Origin of the sequence: Lysinibacillus sp. NPDC047702 (assembly GCF_050272555.1) — a bacterium.
Lineage (GTDB): Bacteria > Bacillota > Bacilli > Bacillales_A > Planococcaceae > Lysinibacillus.
Genome location: NZ_JBNNMG010000030.1, coordinates 1 through 16,358, shown reverse-complemented (window position 1 = coordinate 16,358; position 16,358 = coordinate 1). Strand labels below are relative to the sequence as shown.

At 38.2% G+C, this 16,358-nt stretch carries 16 protein-coding genes; 15 read left to right on the top strand and 1 reads right to left on the bottom strand.

All coding sequences use genetic code 11. From position 1 onward, the window contains the following. Positions 1–37 precede the first annotated feature (37 nt). From hpt to lysS, 15 genes are all read left to right on the top strand, one after another. Positions 38–580: a hypoxanthine phosphoribosyltransferase gene (hpt, locus tag ACQKIM_RS14965; protein WP_283870272.1), complete on the top strand. Its 543-nt coding sequence runs from the start codon at positions 38–40 to the stop codon at positions 578–580. A gap of 283 nt (positions 581–863) precedes the next feature. Beyond that, positions 864–2,894, top strand: a complete 2,031-nt coding sequence (gene ftsH / locus ACQKIM_RS14960) for an ATP-dependent zinc metalloprotease FtsH (RefSeq protein WP_427545250.1) — start codon at positions 864–866, stop codon at positions 2,892–2,894. A 239-nt stretch (positions 2,895–3,133) separates the two neighbouring features. After that, positions 3,134–3,967 (top strand): aldo/keto reductase, encoded by an 834-nt coding sequence (locus ACQKIM_RS14955; protein ID WP_427545248.1) that lies wholly within the window; start codon positions 3,134–3,136, stop codon positions 3,965–3,967. 192 nt (positions 3,968–4,159) lie between these two features. Then, on the top strand, positions 4,160–4,927 hold the full coding sequence (locus ACQKIM_RS14950; protein ID WP_427545246.1) for a type III pantothenate kinase: 768 nt from the start codon (positions 4,160–4,162) through the stop codon (positions 4,925–4,927). Positions 4,928–4,948: 21 nt separating this feature from the next. Further along, positions 4,949–5,830 (top strand): Hsp33 family molecular chaperone HslO, encoded by an 882-nt coding sequence (gene hslO / locus ACQKIM_RS14945; protein ID WP_427545244.1) that lies wholly within the window; start codon positions 4,949–4,951, stop codon positions 5,828–5,830. Further along, the gene (locus ACQKIM_RS14940) at positions 5,814–6,785 is read left to right on the top strand and encodes a peptidyl-prolyl cis-trans isomerase (RefSeq protein WP_427545242.1); all 972 of its coding nucleotides are present in this window, start codon (positions 5,814–5,816) and stop codon (positions 6,783–6,785) included. The genes hslO and ACQKIM_RS14940 overlap by 17 nt, the downstream gene beginning before the upstream one ends. 280 nt (positions 6,786–7,065) lie before the next feature. Then, positions 7,066–7,995 (top strand): cysteine synthase A, encoded by a 930-nt coding sequence (cysK, locus tag ACQKIM_RS14935; protein WP_427545240.1) that lies wholly within the window; start codon positions 7,066–7,068, stop codon positions 7,993–7,995. Positions 7,996–8,249: 254 nt separating this feature from the next. After that, positions 8,250–9,659, top strand: a complete 1,410-nt coding sequence (locus tag ACQKIM_RS14930) for an anthranilate synthase component I family protein (protein WP_427545238.1) — start codon at positions 8,250–8,252, stop codon at positions 9,657–9,659. Further along, entirely contained in the window at positions 9,656–10,237 is a 582-nt protein-coding gene (gene pabA, locus ACQKIM_RS14925) for an aminodeoxychorismate/anthranilate synthase component II (RefSeq protein ID WP_427545236.1), read from the top strand. Before ACQKIM_RS14930 ends, pabA begins: the two co-directional genes overlap by 4 nt. Then, positions 10,238–11,077: an aminodeoxychorismate lyase gene (pabC, locus tag ACQKIM_RS14920; RefSeq protein ID WP_427545234.1), complete on the top strand. Its 840-nt coding sequence runs from the start codon at positions 10,238–10,240 to the stop codon at positions 11,075–11,077. A 13-nt stretch (positions 11,078–11,090) separates the two neighbouring features. Next, positions 11,091–11,945: a dihydropteroate synthase gene (gene folP / locus ACQKIM_RS14915; protein WP_427545232.1), complete on the top strand. Its 855-nt coding sequence runs from the start codon at positions 11,091–11,093 to the stop codon at positions 11,943–11,945. Further along, positions 11,945–12,310, top strand: coding sequence for a dihydroneopterin aldolase (gene folB, locus ACQKIM_RS14910; RefSeq protein WP_427545230.1), 366 nt, complete (start codon positions 11,945–11,947; stop codon positions 12,308–12,310). The genes folP and folB overlap by 1 nt, the downstream gene beginning before the upstream one ends. Continuing rightward, the gene (gene folK, locus ACQKIM_RS14905) at positions 12,310–12,804 is read left to right on the top strand and encodes a 2-amino-4-hydroxy-6-hydroxymethyldihydropteridine diphosphokinase (RefSeq protein ID WP_427545228.1); all 495 of its coding nucleotides are present in this window, start codon (positions 12,310–12,312) and stop codon (positions 12,802–12,804) included. Before folB ends, folK begins: the two co-directional genes overlap by 1 nt. Before the next feature lie 108 nt (positions 12,805–12,912). Beyond that, positions 12,913–13,953: a tRNA dihydrouridine synthase DusB gene (gene dusB / locus ACQKIM_RS14900; RefSeq protein WP_427545226.1), complete on the top strand. Its 1,041-nt coding sequence runs from the start codon at positions 12,913–12,915 to the stop codon at positions 13,951–13,953. Positions 13,954–14,138: 185 nt separating this feature from the next. Beyond that, on the top strand, positions 14,139–15,632 hold the full coding sequence (gene lysS, locus ACQKIM_RS14895) for a lysine--tRNA ligase (protein ID WP_427545224.1): 1,494 nt from the start codon (positions 14,139–14,141) through the stop codon (positions 15,630–15,632). Positions 15,633–16,166: 534 nt separating this feature from the next. Here lysS and ACQKIM_RS14890 read toward each other — a convergent pair. Continuing rightward, positions 16,167–16,358, bottom strand: a 192-nt coding sequence (locus ACQKIM_RS14890; protein ID WP_427545222.1) for a hypothetical protein, incomplete at its 5' end; no start/stop codon positions are given.

The following is a 16,358-nucleotide window of genomic DNA, read 5'->3' as shown; positions in this document are numbered from 1 at the left end:
GTTGAAGATTTTTTGATACACACGAGGAGGAATCGACATGTTACAAAATGACATCGAAAAAATTATGATTACAGAGGAACAATTGCAAGAAAGAATTGCTGAGCTAGGAGCGCAATTGACTGCAGAATACAAAGATTCATTCCCGTTAGCAGTTGGTGTTCTTAAAGGAGCAATGCCGTTTATGACGGATTTGATGAAGCGTTTCGATTCTTTCATTGAGCTAGACTTTATGGATGTTTCCAGCTATGGAAATGCCACAGTGTCGTCAGGAGAAGTAAAAATTCTTAAGGATTTAAATACAAGCGTTGAAGGACGTGATGTATTAATTATCGAGGACATCATCGATAGTGGTTTAACATTAAGTTATTTAGTAGACTTATTTAAATACCGCAAAGCAAAATCCATCAAGATCGTTACATTGTTAGATAAACCATCAGGTCGTAAGGTAAATTTAGCAGCTGATTATGTTGGGTTTGAAGTACCAGATGGCTTTGTTGTTGGATATGGCTTAGATTACGCAGAAAAGTATCGTAATTTACCATATATCGGTATTTTAAAACCAGAAGTATATTCTTTCTAAGAGTTAACGAAATACCCCCAGCTATGAAAAGTAAGCCTTCAGCGAAGGTCAGATTTTTAATGAATTAATAATAATTCGAAATCTTGACACATTGTTTAGCTGTGCTGAGAACGAGGAACAGGTACAATTACGCTGGGATGCAGTGATTATGACATAAATATGTTTCTATTTCGACAAAAAGCGAACCAAACTTTTTTTAAGTAGGGCTTTTCGTTGTATGATGAAATCATGATATGTTAAGATTTTACTTATAATTTTTCTGTTTGTAATGAGGAGGCTGGAGATGAATCGAATATTTCGATATACCATATTTTATTTACTGATTTTCCTAGTGATTATCGGTATTTTTGGTACTTTCAATGGTAGTAATGCACCAACGAAAGAGTTAACTTATGCAGAGTTTCAAGAAGCTCTAGATAAGAAAGAAATAACAAAAGCTACAATTCAACCTGATAAATCAGTATACATCGTTGAAGGTACACTAAAGGGGTATGAAAAAGGGGAAAGCTTTACTGCAAATATCCCACGTGATAACCCATTTTTAATGGAGCGCATCGATGAGGCTGCTAAGGATAAGAATAGTAATATTAGCTATTTAACAGCACCAGAAACAAGTGGATGGATTCAATTCTTTACAGGGATTATTCCTTTCATCATTATCATTTTCTTATTCTTCTTCCTGATGAGTCAATCACAGGGTGGCGGCAATAAAGTAATGAGCTTTGGTAAAAGCAAAGCAAAACTTTACGATGATCAAAAGAAAAAAGTTCGTTTTACAGATGTAGCGGGTGCTGATGAAGAGAAAGCAGAACTTGTAGAAGTGGTAGATTTTCTAAAAGACCACCGCAAATTCACTGAAATCGGTGCACGTATTCCAAAAGGTATCTTACTTGTAGGTCCTCCAGGTACAGGTAAAACATTGCTTGCACGAGCAGTAGCAGGTGAGGCAGGCGTACCGTTCTTCTCGATTTCAGGTTCTGACTTCGTAGAAATGTTTGTCGGTGTCGGTGCATCCCGTGTTCGTGATTTATTTGAAAATGCAAAGAAAAACGCTCCATGTATTATCTTTATCGATGAGATTGATGCAGTAGGTCGTCAGCGTGGTGCAGGTCTTGGTGGTGGCCATGATGAGCGTGAACAAACGCTTAACCAATTATTGGTTGAGATGGATGGCTTTGGTGCGAATGAAGGTATTATTATTATTGCCGCAACAAACCGACCAGATATTTTAGATAAAGCGTTATTACGTCCAGGTCGTTTTGACCGTCAAATTACAGTAGGTCATCCTGATGTAAAAGGACGTGAAGCAATTCTTAAGGTACATGCACGCAATAAGCCTTTAGCAGATTCAGTTGATTTAGCAGCTGTTGCTCAACGTACACCAGGTTTCTCAGGGGCTGACTTAGAAAACCTTTTAAATGAAGCTGCACTTGTAGCTGCGCGTAAAAGCAAACGTACAATTAATATGACAGATATCGATGAAGCATCTGACCGAGTAATCGCTGGTCCAGCTAAAGCTAGTCGTGTATATTCTGCAAAAGAGAAGAAGCTCGTATCCTTCCATGAAGCTGGTCACGTAGTCGTTGGTTTAGAGCTAGATGAAGCGGATACAGTGCACAAAGTAACAATCGTTCCTCGTGGTCAAGCAGGAGGCTACGCGATTATGTTACCTAAGGAAGAACGCTTCTTTACAACAAAACAAGAATTGTTAGACCGTATTGCAGGGCTTTTGGGTGGTCGTGTCGCTGAGGAAATTGTACTTGGCGAAGTTTCTACTGGAGCACATAATGACTTCCAAAAGGTAACAAGTATTGCTCGTGCTATGGTAACTGAATATGGTATGAGTGAAAATCTTGGTGCGATGCAATTTGGTTCAAGTCAAGGTGGTAATGTATTCCTTGGTCGTGACTTTAATTCGGATCAAAACTACTCTGATTCAATTGCTTATGAGATTGATAAAGAAATGCAAAAAATTATCGACTCTCAATATCAGCGTACTAAGAGAATCCTAACGGAAAAACGTCATTTACTCGATTTAATTGCCAATACTTTGATGAAAAAAGAAACATTGAATGCGCAAGAAATCGAACATTTACGTGATCACGGCGTCTTACCAGAACCAGAGGCTGTTGAGGTGGTTGAAGAAAAAGCTCCTAAAGCTGAAACTAAACCAACATTAGATATCGTTGGTGAGCCAACTGTTAAAAAGGAATTGCTTAGCAAAGAACCAAATCCAACAACGGCTGATTTACCAAAAGAGGGCTCAGAGCTCAATCATAATACACCAAAAGGTATCGATGAAAAACGTGATTAATTTGAGAAAGACTGTTTACAATAAGTGAACAGTCTTTTTCTTTGCCTTTTTTCGTTAACAGGTATTAGGATATAGATATTATCTAACGTAATTTCAAGATAAGCATTTTTACAACTTGCTATTTCTAACTAAGAAGATTCTAGAATAGTCTGGTTGTCAAAGGATTTTGAGGAAGTTACTTATGGTGCTTTATTTGGACATTAGTCTGTATAACAAACGAGATTGGAGTGTATGGAAATATGGAGAATGTGACATTGAATAATGGCTTAGTAATGCCGTTAGTAGGCTATGGTGTCTTCCGAGTACCTGAAGGAGATGACCTGGCTGAGGCCGTAAAAACAGCTATTAAAAAAGGTTACCGTAGCATTGATACAGCGCAAGTATATCGCAATGAGGAAAGCGTGGGGCAAGGAATCCGCACAGCAATTGAGGAAGGGCTCGTAACACGTGAAGAGCTATTTGTCACATCAAAAGTTTGGAATGCTGGACTTTCCTATGAAGAAACACTTGCAGCATATGATAACAGTTTAGAAAAATTAGGCTTAGAATATTTAGATTTGTATTTAGTTCATTGGCCAGGAATCGATGATAATTACATGAATATTTATAAAGCGCTTGAAAAAATTTATCAGGATGGACGAGTACGCTCAATAGGTGTTAGTAATTTTCATGTGCATCATTTAGAAAATTTATTGAAGGAAGCAACGGTTATTCCTGTCATTAACCAAATTGAATTTCATCCACATTTAACACAAGAGGAAGTACGTGCATACTGCAAGGAAAAAGGAATCCAAGTAGAAGCATGGTCCCCACTGATGAACGGTGCTTTATTAGAAGAAGCCTTGATTCAGCAGCTGGCGTTAAAATATAGCAAAACACCAGCTCAAATTGTGTTACGTTATGATGTTCAGCATGAGGTAGTAACTATTCCGAAAACTATGACTCCTACACGCATGTCAGAGAATTTAAATGTCTTTGATTTTGCACTAACAGAAAAAGAAATGTCTCAGTTAGACGCATTGCATGATGGACTACGCTGTGGTCCAGATCCAGAAAAGTTTAATTTTAAATAAACTGTAAGGAGCTACTTAATAGGAGGGTGGCTCCTTTTTAAAATGAGTATGAATGCTATTTCGTAGGGTGTAAAGTATGGTATCATTTTTAAAAGTATTTTAACTTTATTTCAACTACACTTTGTATAGTTGTATCAAATGTATAGAGCCAGTTACAATGACAATGAGGTGCAAGAAATTGGGGGCGTCACTATGATATTAGTTTTAGATGCAGGAAATTCAAATATCGTTTTAGGGGTCTATGATGAAAACGATCATTTAGCCTTTCATTGGCGTATGGTGACAGACCTTCACAAGACTGAAGATGAATACGCAATGCAAGTTTCAGCTTTCTTCAATCATGCAGGCATCTCATTCGAACAAATAACCGGCATTATTATATCCTCGGTTGTACCACCGATAATGTTTTCGTTAGAAGCGATGTGTCAAAAATATTTCCGTAAAAAACCGCTTGTTGTAGGTCCTGGTGTTAAAACAGGTTTGAATATAAAGTATGAAACCCCACGTGAGGTTGGCTCCGATCGTATTGTAAATGCTATTGCGGCTCTAGATGCTTATAAAGCACCAATAATTATTGTTGATTTTGGTACTGCTACAACATTTTGTTACTTAAATGAAAAGGGTGATTACATGGGAGGTGCAATTGCCCCAGGTATAACAATTTCTACGGAGGCACTTTATACACAAGCTGCTAGGCTACCACGTATCGAAATATTGAGATCTACCCATATTGTAGGAAAAACAACAGTTTCTGCGATGCAGGCCGGAATTTTTTATGGTTTTGTTGGACAAGTTGAGGGAATTGTTAATCGCATGAAAGCACAAAGTAAGGAAGAGCCATTCGTGATTGCGACTGGCGGCTTAGCCAATTTAATCGCCGGAGAGACGCAGGTCATTGATGTAGTTGATCCGTTTTTAACATTAAAAGGTTTATATAAGCTATATAAACGCAACCAATAGGAAATGAGGGACATTTCATTTATGAAAGACTATTTAGTACGAGGCTTAGGGTTCAACGGACAAGTTCGTGTTTTTGCAACTTGTACAACAGCAACTGTAGGGGAGGCTCAGCGCCGTCATAATACGTGGCCAGTAGTGTCGGCAGCCCTTGGTCGATCTATGACCGCTGCTGTGATGATGGGTGCCATGCTGAAAGGCGAAGAAAAAATCACTATTAAAATTGAGGGCAACGGTCCAATTGGTCCAATGGTTATCGATAGTAATGCTAAAGGTGATGTACGAGGTTTTGTCACAAATCCTCACGTTCATTTCGATTTAAACGAACAGGGTAAGCTGGATGTTCGCGCAGGTGTTGGAACAGAGGGAGCTCTAACGGTTGTTAAAGACCTTGGTTTAAGAGATATGTTCTCAGGCCAAACGCCAATCGTTTCAGGTGAAATTGCTGAAGACTTTACTTACTATTTTGCTACATCTGAGCAAGTACCGTCATCGGTGGGGTTAGGTGTTTTAGTAAATCCTGATAATACGATTCTTGCAGCTGGAGGGTTTATCCTTCAATTAATGCCCGGCTGTGATGAAGAGACAATCAATGAAATCGAACAGCATCTTTCAACATTAGAGCCCGTTTCCAAAATGATTGAGAAAGGCCATACGCCTGAGCAAATTTTAGAAGCAGTATTAGGAGAAAATCATCTTCAGATTTTAGATTCCATGCCAGTAGAGTTTAAATGTCAATGTTCAAAAGAGCGTTTTGGGGCTGCAATCTTAGGTTTAGGGACAGCGGAAATTCGAGAAATGATTGATGAAGATGGCGGTGCTGAAGCACAGTGTCATTTCTGTTTAGAAGCATATCATTTCTCCAAAGAAGAACTAGAAGGTTATATTGATGAGCTCAACGCGTAATCGTCGACCTTCAAACACTGCAACGCCAAACCAAACGCCCCTATTGCAACGACGTTTAAAAACGAAACCAGCTTTAACAGTTATTGCCGTTTTGTTATTAGGAAATATTTTATGGTTGATTGCTTGGTTAATCCCAAATAAAGGTCAAGAAATTGGTAGCGACGAACAAGTCGCTGCCGTTGACGGGGAGTTTATCACGCGTCAAGAGTGGATGGTTGCCATGGAAGAACGCTATGGTAAAGAGACACTACAAAATTTAGTAAATGAATCTGTGATGGAAAAGGCAGCTAAGAAATTTAAAATTAAAGTAACAGATAAAGAAATTGATTTAGAGCTTGCTCTAATGCGCTCTGCACAGGATAAATTTGATACGGCAATGCAAAATCTGTCTGCTGAGCAACTGCGACAAAAAATACGCTCACAGCTTATTTTAGATAAGGTACTAACAAAAGATGTAGAAATAAAAGAAGATAGTATTGAAAAATATTATGAAGAAAATCAATCACTATACAATACAAAAACGAGCTATCGTACGAATTTCATAGAAGTGGATTCCAAAAAAGCTGCTGAGGAAGCATTAAAAGAGCTAAAAAATAACTCTGATTTTTCCGTGCTAGCACGAGAAATTTCTTTAGATAGTGCCTCAGCTAGTTTGGGTGGAGATATTGGTTTTCTCACAGAAAAACAGGAAAATGTCGATCCAGCAATTATAAAGGCAACGATGGCATTAAAAGCAAATGAGGTAAGTAAAGCATTTAAGCTTAATAACGGTCATTATGGGATTGTAAAAGTCCAAGAGATCATAGAAGGACAATCCTTTACATACGAAGATGTGAAAGAGCATATTGAACGTGAGCTTGCGCTAGATCAATTACCACAATCTGTTACACCAGAAGCATTTTGGTCTGAATTCAAGGCAACTTGGTATTATGGAGAAGAGAAAAAAGATAAATAATAGGTAGCTCCAATGCGTTTAAGAAAGAATCTGCAAGAAATCTGCGGAATAGGTGAGCCAAAAAAACTGCAGACGATTTGCGTCATCAGCATATTGGTATATTCTCGATAGTTCGGCGGATTTTTTTCATGTTTTCACAAAGCTTGATAAATAAATTCTAAGTTTCAATAAATATTCTGAAAATATATGTTTTATTTATTGACAATCGAATGGAAAAATTGATAAAATACAAAATAAGTAAAACCTATAAAAATAGTAGGAATTAGGAGTGGATTAATAAATGAGTAGATTAGCGAACTCAGTAGCTGAATTAGTTGGTAAAACACCAATTGTAAAGTTAAATCAAGCAACAGGTGAAAACGAAGGAACGGTTTATGTAAAATTAGAATATTTTAATCCAGGCAGTTCAGTAAAAGATCGTCTAGCATTAGCGATGATTGAAGCAGCTGAAAAAGACGGTACGTTAAAGCCGGGAGGTACTATTATTGAACCTACTTCTGGTAATACAGGTATTGGTCTAGCAATGATTGCAGCAGCTAAAGGCTATAAAGCTATTTTAGTAATGCCAGAAACAATGAGCTTAGAGCGTCGTAACTTATTACGTGCATACGGAGCAGAGCTTGTTTTAACACCGGGGCCATCAGGCATGAAAGGGGCAATTGCTAAAGCGGAAGAATTAGCGGCTGAAAAAGGTTACTTCTTACCACAACAATTCACAAACCCTGCTAATGCTGTTATTCACCGTTTGACAACAGGTCCAGAGATTGTTGAAGCGTTTGATGGTTTAACACTAGATGCATTTGTCTCTGGAGTAGGTACAGGAGGTACAATTACAGGTGCAGGTGCTGTACTAAAAGAAAAATATCCAGAGATCGAAATTATTGCAGTTGAGCCAAAGGATTCACCAGTACTTTCAGGCGGCCAGCCAGGACCGCATAAGATTCAAGGTATTGGCGCTGGATTCGTACCTGAAGTGTTAAATACAGAAATCTATTCTTCAGTATTCCCTGTTGAAAATGAGATTGCTTTCGAAATAGCACGTAAAGTAGCGCGTGAAGAAGGAATTTTATGTGGTATTTCATCAGGTGCAGCTATCTATGCAGCAATTGAAACAGCAAAACGTTTAGGCAAAGGCTCAAATGTCCTTGCAATTGTTCCATCTAATGGTGAACGTTATTTATCAACACCTTTATACCAATTTGAAGACTAATCTAATGATTTGCTGACAAAGGCTCCTTTAACGAGGAGTCTTTTTTCTGTTAAAGAATTTTAAAAAGGAAGTCTTAGGGCGTGTGATGAGTTTTATGGCTATAGATAGCTAGTCTCTCAACGACCAGACCATGTAAACATTTTAGAGCATTTGTTATGTATGAAATTGATTGGAACGATTTAAAAATATTCGCTTCTCAGCAATATTCAAGTTAAGATGGAATCACATCAAATGATTTAAAGGGGAATGGCAGCTTGAAGACAATAAAAACTAAAACAATAACGATGGATGTAGATTCGTTTTTTTATAGCTATAAAAAGCAAGTAGAAGCAGAACGAGCACATGTATTTTTAGAAAGTGGACGTGGAGGGCATTTTACAATAGGGGCATGGAATCCATTAGCCACTGCGCAATCAGTTAAGGATGGTCTGCTTGTGAATTGGCGAAATGGGGATAGTGAAATTCTACTCGGTGAATCCCTTTCATTATTAGAGGATTTGGTAGCGAAATACCAAATTTCATACAATGCTGCATTGCCAGTATTCCAAGGCGGTGCAATTGGGTTTGTAGCATATGATTATGCGCGAAAAATTGAAGAGTTGCCAGATTCCGCAGAGGACGATTTACATATTCCTGATATATACTTTTATATTTTCGACTGCTGGGCTGTGCATGATGTGAATACAAATAAAGTCACGCTTATGAAGTTAGAAAAAAGCGATGTTGATTTGGAAGAGTGGGCTAATGCATGGTATGTAGCGGCTCAAGAAGGTTTAAATGACCGTAAATTTGAAAAAACAAGTGCTGTAGAAATAGTAAATGATGAAAATGAATTGCTAGTATCATTTGCGGGAACTGACTTTGAAGAAGCAGTAGGTAAAATTCAATCATATATAGCGCAAGGCGACGTATTTCAAGTGAACCTATCTGTCCGTCAATCTAAAAAATTAACCGCATCAGCGATGGATGTATATGAGGCATTACGTGCTTTCAACCCATCCCCTTATATGGCTTACATTGAAGCACCTGATTTTGCGGTTGTTTCTGGATCACCAGAGCTTTTAGTGAAGCGCCATGGTAATGAATTGTCTACACGACCAATCGCCGGTACACGACCAAGAGGTAAATCTGAGGAAGAGGATATAGTATTAGCGCAGGAATTAATCGACAACGACAAGGAACGAGCAGAACATGTAATGCTCGTTGATTTGGAGCGCAATGATTTAGGCAGAGTGTCCACATATGGAACAGTCGAGGTGGATGAGTTTATGGTTATTGAACGCTATTCACATGTAATGCATATAGTGTCTAACGTGCGGGGAGAAATCGCTGAAGGTAGATCAAATGCAGATGTTATCCGTGCTATGTTCCCAGGCGGCACAATTACAGGTGCCCCAAAAATTCGTACGATGGAAATAATTGAAGAATTAGAACCTGTAAGACGTGGGCTTTATACAGGCTCAATTGGCTGGCTTGGCTATACAGGTGATATGGAATTCAATATTGTTATTCGTACGGCCTTTGTAAAAGATTGTGTAGCACATATTCAAGCAGGAGCAGGAATTGTCATTGATTCTGTTCCACAGCGAGAATATCAAGAGTCTTTGAATAAAGCGAAGGCAATGTGGCAGGCAAAGGCAATGGCAGAGGGGCGAGCAAAATGATTTTAATGATAGATAACTATGATTCTTTTACGTATAATCTTGTTCAATATTTTGGGGAATTTGGACATGAGCTAGTTGTGAAAAGAAATGACACGTTAACAGTGAAGGATATTGAGCAACTTGCACCTGATATGATCGTTATTTCACCTGGACCGTGTAGCCCAAATGAAGCGGGTGAAAGCTTGAACATTATTAACTATTTCGCGGGAAATATTCCGATTTTAGGTGTTTGTCTAGGGCATCAGGCGATAGCGCAAATATTTGGAGGAAATGTTATTCGAGCAGAACGTTTGATGCATGGAAAAGTCTCACCTGTATTGCATGCTAACATAGGTCTGCATAAGGACATGCCAAATCCGTTTCAGGCTACTCGTTATCATTCTCTCATTGTAGAAAAGGAAACATTGCCAGAATGCTTTGAAGTAACTGCCTGGACAGATGAAGGTGAAATTATGGGCATTCGCCACAAGGATTATCCTATTGAAGGTGTACAGTATCATCCAGAATCCATAATGACAGAGCAAGGAAAAAAGCTTCTGCGTCAATTTATAGAATTGTATGTAGAGGGAGCGAAGTAAATGTATTGTTGGATGAACGGAGAATATATAGAAGCTCAAGATTTACGTATTTCACCATATGATCATGGATTTTTATATGGCTTAGGCTTTTTTGAAACGTTTCGGACATATGGAGATAAAGTATTTGAGTGGGACATGCATATGGAAAGGTTACATACTGCACTCTCACAATATCATATTCATTTGACATATTCTTCAGATACATTACTAGAGGCTGTTCGGCAATTAAATAAACAGTCTAATGGACAGGATGGTTATTTCCGTCTAAATGTATCGGCTGGGGAGCATGGTATTGGGTTGCAGCCAATGGAATACAAGCAACCCAATGTGATTGTTTTTCGTAAAGAATTACCGTCTACACCTAGGGGTACAGAAAAAAATGCGCAGTGGCTGGAGACGCCTCGTAATACCCCTGAAAAGGGAATCCGCGTTAAGTCACATCATTACGGGAATAATGTTCTTGGTCGCTTTGAAATGCCATCCTTAGCACAACAGGAAGGCTTATTTTTAACAAGAGATGGCTTTGTGGCTGAAGGTGTAACATCAAATGTTTTTTGGGTAAAAAATGATATACTATATACGCCTTCCTTGGACACAGGCATTTTACCAGGTATTATACGAGGATGGGTAATCAGACAAGCGTTATCTCTAGGCATTGAAGTAAAGGAAGGATTCTTTACGAAGAATGATGTTGAGAATAGTTCTGAATGCTTTATTACAAATTCAATTCAAGAACTTGTGCCAATTCGTAAACTAGCAAACAAACTGTTGCTAGGCAAGGAAGGACCTATTTATTCGAGTATACATGAAGCGTTTATTAAAGAAGTAGAGCAAGGATAGAAGGAGCGTTATCATGCTAGAAAAATATATAACACCATTAACGATTAATGGTATTACTTTAGACTATACAAAAGAAACGTTTGTGATGGGCATTTTAAATGTTACACCAGACTCTTTTTCGGATGGTGGCAAATACAATAACGTAGAATCCGCTGTTGCACAAGCGAAAAAAATGGTAGCTGAAGGAGCTAAAATCATTGATGTTGGCGGAGAATCAACTCGCCCAGGCTATACACGTATTTCGGATGAAGATGAAATAGCCCGCATTGTTCCAGTGATTCATGCGCTAGTGGCTGAAGTGCCAGCCATTATATCGATTGATACGTATAAGGCTAATGTAGCTCGTGCTGCAATAGAAGCTGGTGCACATATAATTAATGATATTTGGGGTGCAAAGGCTGAGCCTGAGATTGCTCAAGTCGCTGCAGAGTTAGATGTTCCAATTATTCTAATGCATAATCGTAAAAATACAGATTATAGTTCAGACTTTTGGACAACAGCAAGAATGGATTTAGAGAATAGTATTGCCATTGCTCATAATGCTGGTGTCCCTGATAGCCATATAATTTTAGATCCAGGCATTGGATTTGCTAAAACTACAGAGCAAAATATAAAAATGATGCAACATTTAAACGATTTAGTGGAAATGGGCTATCCCGTTTTGCTAGCAACATCACGTAAATCAATGATTGGTAATGTTTTGCAGTTGCCTGTTGAGGAACGTATAGAAGGTACAAGTGCAACAGTTGTTTATGGCATAGAAAAGGGGTGTCATATTATTCGAGTTCATGATGTACAGGAAATGGCACGAGCTACCCATATGACTGATGTATTAATTGGTAAACGCATTTATAAGGAGGAAGCGTAATGGACTATATTCATTTAAAGGATATGCAGTTTTATGGTTATCACGGTGTATTGTCAGCAGAAACAACACTTGGTCAGCGCTTCCGGGCGAATGTTTCACTTGCGGTAGATATGACAGATGCTGGGGAAACAGATGATCTAAACTATACGGTAAACTATGCTGAAGTTTATGCGCTTTGCCGTGATATCGTTGAAGGTGAGCCTTTAAAGCTAATTGAAGCACTTGTTACGAAAATAGCAAATAGTATATTAGAGACATACGTAGATAAAGTGAAGGGTGTTCGTGTAGAGCTTATTAAACCAGACCCACCCATACATGGTTACTATAAAGAAGTTTCGGTTGAAGTAACGAGGGGTGAGTTTTAATGAATGATGTTTATTTATCTATCGGCACGAATATGGGAGAGCGCTTAGAAAATCTCCAACACGCTGTAGAGCTTTTAAAAGATACCGAAGGGATTGAGGTTGATCGTATTTCCTCCGTTTATGAAACATCTGCTGTTGGCTATACTGATCAAGCTGATTTTTTAAACATTGCAGTTCATATTAAAACTGCCCTATCTTCTTCTGAAATGTTGAACATATGCCAATCAGTTGAACAAGAACTTGGGCGTGTACGTGAATTTAGATGGGGCCCTCGTATCATAGACCTTGACATTTTGCTTTACAATCAAGAAAATATTGAAACGGAGCGCTTGATTATTCCACATCCAAGAATGTATGAGCGAGCTTTCGTGTTAGTTCCGTTGGTAGAAATTACACCTGTACCTGCTGGAGAACAATTACAACGAGCACATAACCTATGCCAACAGTTAAATTGTGCAGACGAAGGTGTAACCCTATGGCTGGAGTCTAAGTAGAGTTAGTTATGTTGCAATCATAAATTAACAATTGTGTGTATGGATGATCAATCATTTCATCGTATTGTAGGTAGGATATATAAAACCCAACGAAGGAGGAAATCAACATTGAGTCAAGCAACTGAGAAGCCGTTTCAGATTGGCGATATTGTTATGGACAACCGTGTCGTATTAGCGCCAATGGCTGGAATTTGTAACTCTGCCTTCCGACTAACTGTAAAAGAATTTGGAGCAGGGCTTGTATATGCGGAAATGATTAGTGATAAAGGGATCGTCTATAAGAACGAAAAAACTTTAGGAATGCTTTATATAGATGAGCGTGAAAACCCGCTTTCACTACAAATTTTTGGCGGAGATAAGGCAACATTAGTAGAGGCTGCAAAGTATGTAGATGTAAATACAACTGCAGATATTATTGATATTAATATGGGTTGCCCGGTTAATAAAATTATTAAATGTGAAGCTGGTGCTCGTTTACTTTTAGATCCAAATAAAATATATGAGATGGTAGCGGCTGTTGTAGATGCTGTAAAAAAACCTGTCAGCGTAAAGATGCGTATTGGCTGGGATGACGAGCATATCTTTGCGGTTGAGAATGCACAGGCAGCAGAACGTGCAGGTGCATCTGCTGTAGCGGTTCATGGACGAACTCGTGTGCAAATGTATGAAGGAAAAGCGAATTGGGATATCATTCGTCAAGTAAAGGAAAATGTAAAGATCCCTGTACTAGGTAACGGTGATGTTGAGACACCTCAAGATGCTAAACGGATGTTAGATACAACTGGTGTTGATGCTGTGATGATTGGTCGTGCTGCCCTAGGCAACCCTTGGATGATTTATCGTACAGTTCAATACCTTGAGACAGGTGAGTTAAAGGAAGAGCCAAGTGTTCGTGAAAAAATGGATGTGTGTTTACTTCATTTCGAGCGCCTTATTCAATTGAAAGGTGAGATTGTGGCAGTACGTGAGATGCGTAAACATGCCTCATGGTATTTAAAAGGTGTAAGAGGGAACGGGAAAGCCCGTAATGCTATTAATCAAACAGAAACAGCTTCTGAGTTCCGCGCCTTGTTAAATGGTCTTGTGCAAGACTATGAAGAAAGTGAGTCTAAGTTAATTGTACCAGTAGCAAAAGAATTAATTATGTAATTACCAGAAGGCGTCTCGATGCTTAAAAGAGACGCTTTTTTTGTTGTGGACTTTAATTTTCAGAATCATTAATCATTTTTGCTGATCTCGAAAAAAAACTGAAACAGATGATTACAGCAATAAAATTGTGTACAATAGAAATATTATGGACGTAAAAGCGGACAATTTAATAAGGAGTGAAATAAGTGTCAAATATAGAAGAGTTAAATGATCAGCTTTTGGTGAGACGCCAAAAAATGACGGCTATCCAAGAGAACGGCCAAGATCCATTTGGAAGTCGTTTTGAGCGTACACATTTATCAACGGAAGTACGTGAGCAATTTGCAGATCAAACAAAAGAGCAGCTAGAAGAACATCTACAAGAAGTAATTATTGCAGGTCGCATTATGACTAAACGGGGTAAAGGCAAAGCTGGCTTTGCACATATTCAAGATTTAAGTGGTCAAATTCAAATTTACGTTCGTCAAGACCATGTTGGCGAAGAAGCATATGAATTATTTAAACAAGCTGACCTCGGAGATATTGTTGGAGTTCGAGGAAATGTATTCCGCACGCAAGTTGGAGAGCTTTCAGTAAAGGCTGAGGAGTTTACATTTCTAACAAAAGCCCTACGCCCTATGCCAGAGAAATTTCATGGCTTACAGGATGTGGAGCAACGTTATCGTCAACGTTATTTAGATTTAATGACAAATGAAGATAGTAAAAAAACGTTTATTGCTCGTTCTAAAATCATTCGTTCAATTCGCAATTACTTAGATAATGCTGGATACTTGGAAGTAGAAACACCAATGCTTCATACAATTGCTGGTGGTGCTGCGGCTCGTCCGTTTATTACACACCACAATGCGCTTGATATGGAATTATATATGCGTATTGCAATTGAATTGCATTTAAAACGTTTAATCGTTGGTGGGCTAGAAAAAGTATATGAAATTGGCCGTGTTTTCCGTAATGAAGGAATTTCAACTCGTCATAATCCCGAATTTACGATGATAGAGTTATATGAAGCATACGCTGATTATAAGGATATAATGTCTTTAACAGAAAACCTGATTGCTCATGTTGCACAAGAAGTTCTTGGTACAACGACAGTTCAATATGGGGAAGATGAAATTAACCTTACTGTGGGTTGGAAACGAGTTCATATGGTAGATGCCGTAAAAGAAATGACAGGTGTGGATTTCTGGCAACCAATGACTGTAGAACAAGCTCAAGCACTTGCTAAAGAGCATGGAGTTGAGGTTAAAGAAGCTCATGAAGTAGGTCATATTATTAATGAGTTCTTTGAGCAAAAGGTTGAAGAAACTCTTGTACAACCAACATTTGTTTATGGTCATCCGGTAGAAATTTCTCCTCTAGCGAAGAAAAACCCAGAGGACGAGCGTTTTACAGACCGTTTTGAGCTCTTTATCGTGCGCCGTGAGCATGCGAATGCCTTCACAGAGCTAAACGATCCAATCGATCAACGAGAGCGCTTCGAGGCACAAATGGCTGAAAAGGCAGCAGGAAATGATGAAGCGCATGAGATGGATAATGACTTCATTGAAGCATTAGAATTTGGCATGCCTCCAACAGGTGGTTTAGGTATTGGTATCGATCGTTTAATCATGCTCCTTACAAACTCACCTTCAATTCGGGATGTACTATTATTCCCAACTATGCGTCATATTACAAAATAATTATATATAAGAAGGCGTTATCCTTTAAAATGATAGACTTCATTAGAAAGGACACGCATAAATAGCAGGAGTCAAGGGGTTTAATAAGTACCGTGGCTCCTGTTTTTGTTTCTAAACCGATTAAAATAATTATGCAGTACTTTAAAAAATAAGGCTCAACCTTATGTACAGTTGATTTAAAATATGCCCAGTTCTAATTTTTATTTGTTGAGATTTATATAAAAGAAATGTATATTTAAACAAATAATCATGTATAACACGAGCGTACATTAGTTCACCTCTCTAGAAAATACGTAAAATAGCTCGTAAAATCAAAGATTTTAAAAATATGAATTAATATTTCAAAAATGCTTGCATAGTTGTTTGAATCATGATAAATTATTACTTGTCGCTAAGACGACGCAAGAGTTGACATTGAGAATGCAAATTTCAAATAAATGTTGACATTAGAATTTAATTATGATATATTTCGAGAGTTGTCTCTTGAACAACTAAATTAAAATAATTTAGTGCTTGACAACAAAAAGAAAGATGTTATAATACAATGGTTGCTGTTGATGCAATCACAATGAACCTTGAAAACTGAACAAGCAAAACGTAATCAATCAAGTTTTTAGTAGCTAGCTTCTGCTGGTGAACAAAACAAAAATTTTGGACATCAAAATTGATGCCAGCAAAACAATTTGAGCTAATCAAATTTCTTTTATGGAGAGTTTGATCCTGGCT

What these genes read in the sequence shown, in the direction of transcription:
- ACQKIM_RS14940 (WP_427545242.1), top strand. Translation starts at nt 5,814, where the DNA reads ATGAGCTCAACGCGTAATCGTCGACCTTCAAACACTGCAACGCCAAAC.
- cysK (WP_427545240.1), top strand. Translation starts at nt 7,066, where the DNA reads ATGAGTAGATTAGCGAACTCAGTAGCTGAATTAGTTGGTAAAACACCA.
- folB (WP_427545230.1), top strand. Translation starts at nt 11,945, where the DNA reads ATGGACTATATTCATTTAAAGGATATGCAGTTTTATGGTTATCACGGT.
- hpt (WP_283870272.1), top strand. Translation starts at nt 38, where the DNA reads ATGTTACAAAATGACATCGAAAAAATTATGATTACAGAGGAACAATTG.
- folK (WP_427545228.1), top strand. Translation starts at nt 12,310, where the DNA reads ATGAATGATGTTTATTTATCTATCGGCACGAATATGGGAGAGCGCTTA.
- folP (WP_427545232.1), top strand. Translation starts at nt 11,091, where the DNA reads ATGCTAGAAAAATATATAACACCATTAACGATTAATGGTATTACTTTA.
- pabA (WP_427545236.1), top strand. Translation starts at nt 9,656, where the DNA reads ATGATTTTAATGATAGATAACTATGATTCTTTTACGTATAATCTTGTT.
- ACQKIM_RS14955 (WP_427545248.1), top strand. Translation starts at nt 3,134, where the DNA reads ATGGAGAATGTGACATTGAATAATGGCTTAGTAATGCCGTTAGTAGGC.
- ftsH (WP_427545250.1), top strand. Translation starts at nt 864, where the DNA reads ATGAATCGAATATTTCGATATACCATATTTTATTTACTGATTTTCCTA.
- hslO (WP_427545244.1), top strand. Translation starts at nt 4,949, where the DNA reads ATGAAAGACTATTTAGTACGAGGCTTAGGGTTCAACGGACAAGTTCGT.
- pabC (WP_427545234.1), top strand. Translation starts at nt 10,238, where the DNA reads ATGTATTGTTGGATGAACGGAGAATATATAGAAGCTCAAGATTTACGT.
- ACQKIM_RS14950 (WP_427545246.1), top strand. Translation starts at nt 4,160, where the DNA reads ATGATATTAGTTTTAGATGCAGGAAATTCAAATATCGTTTTAGGGGTC.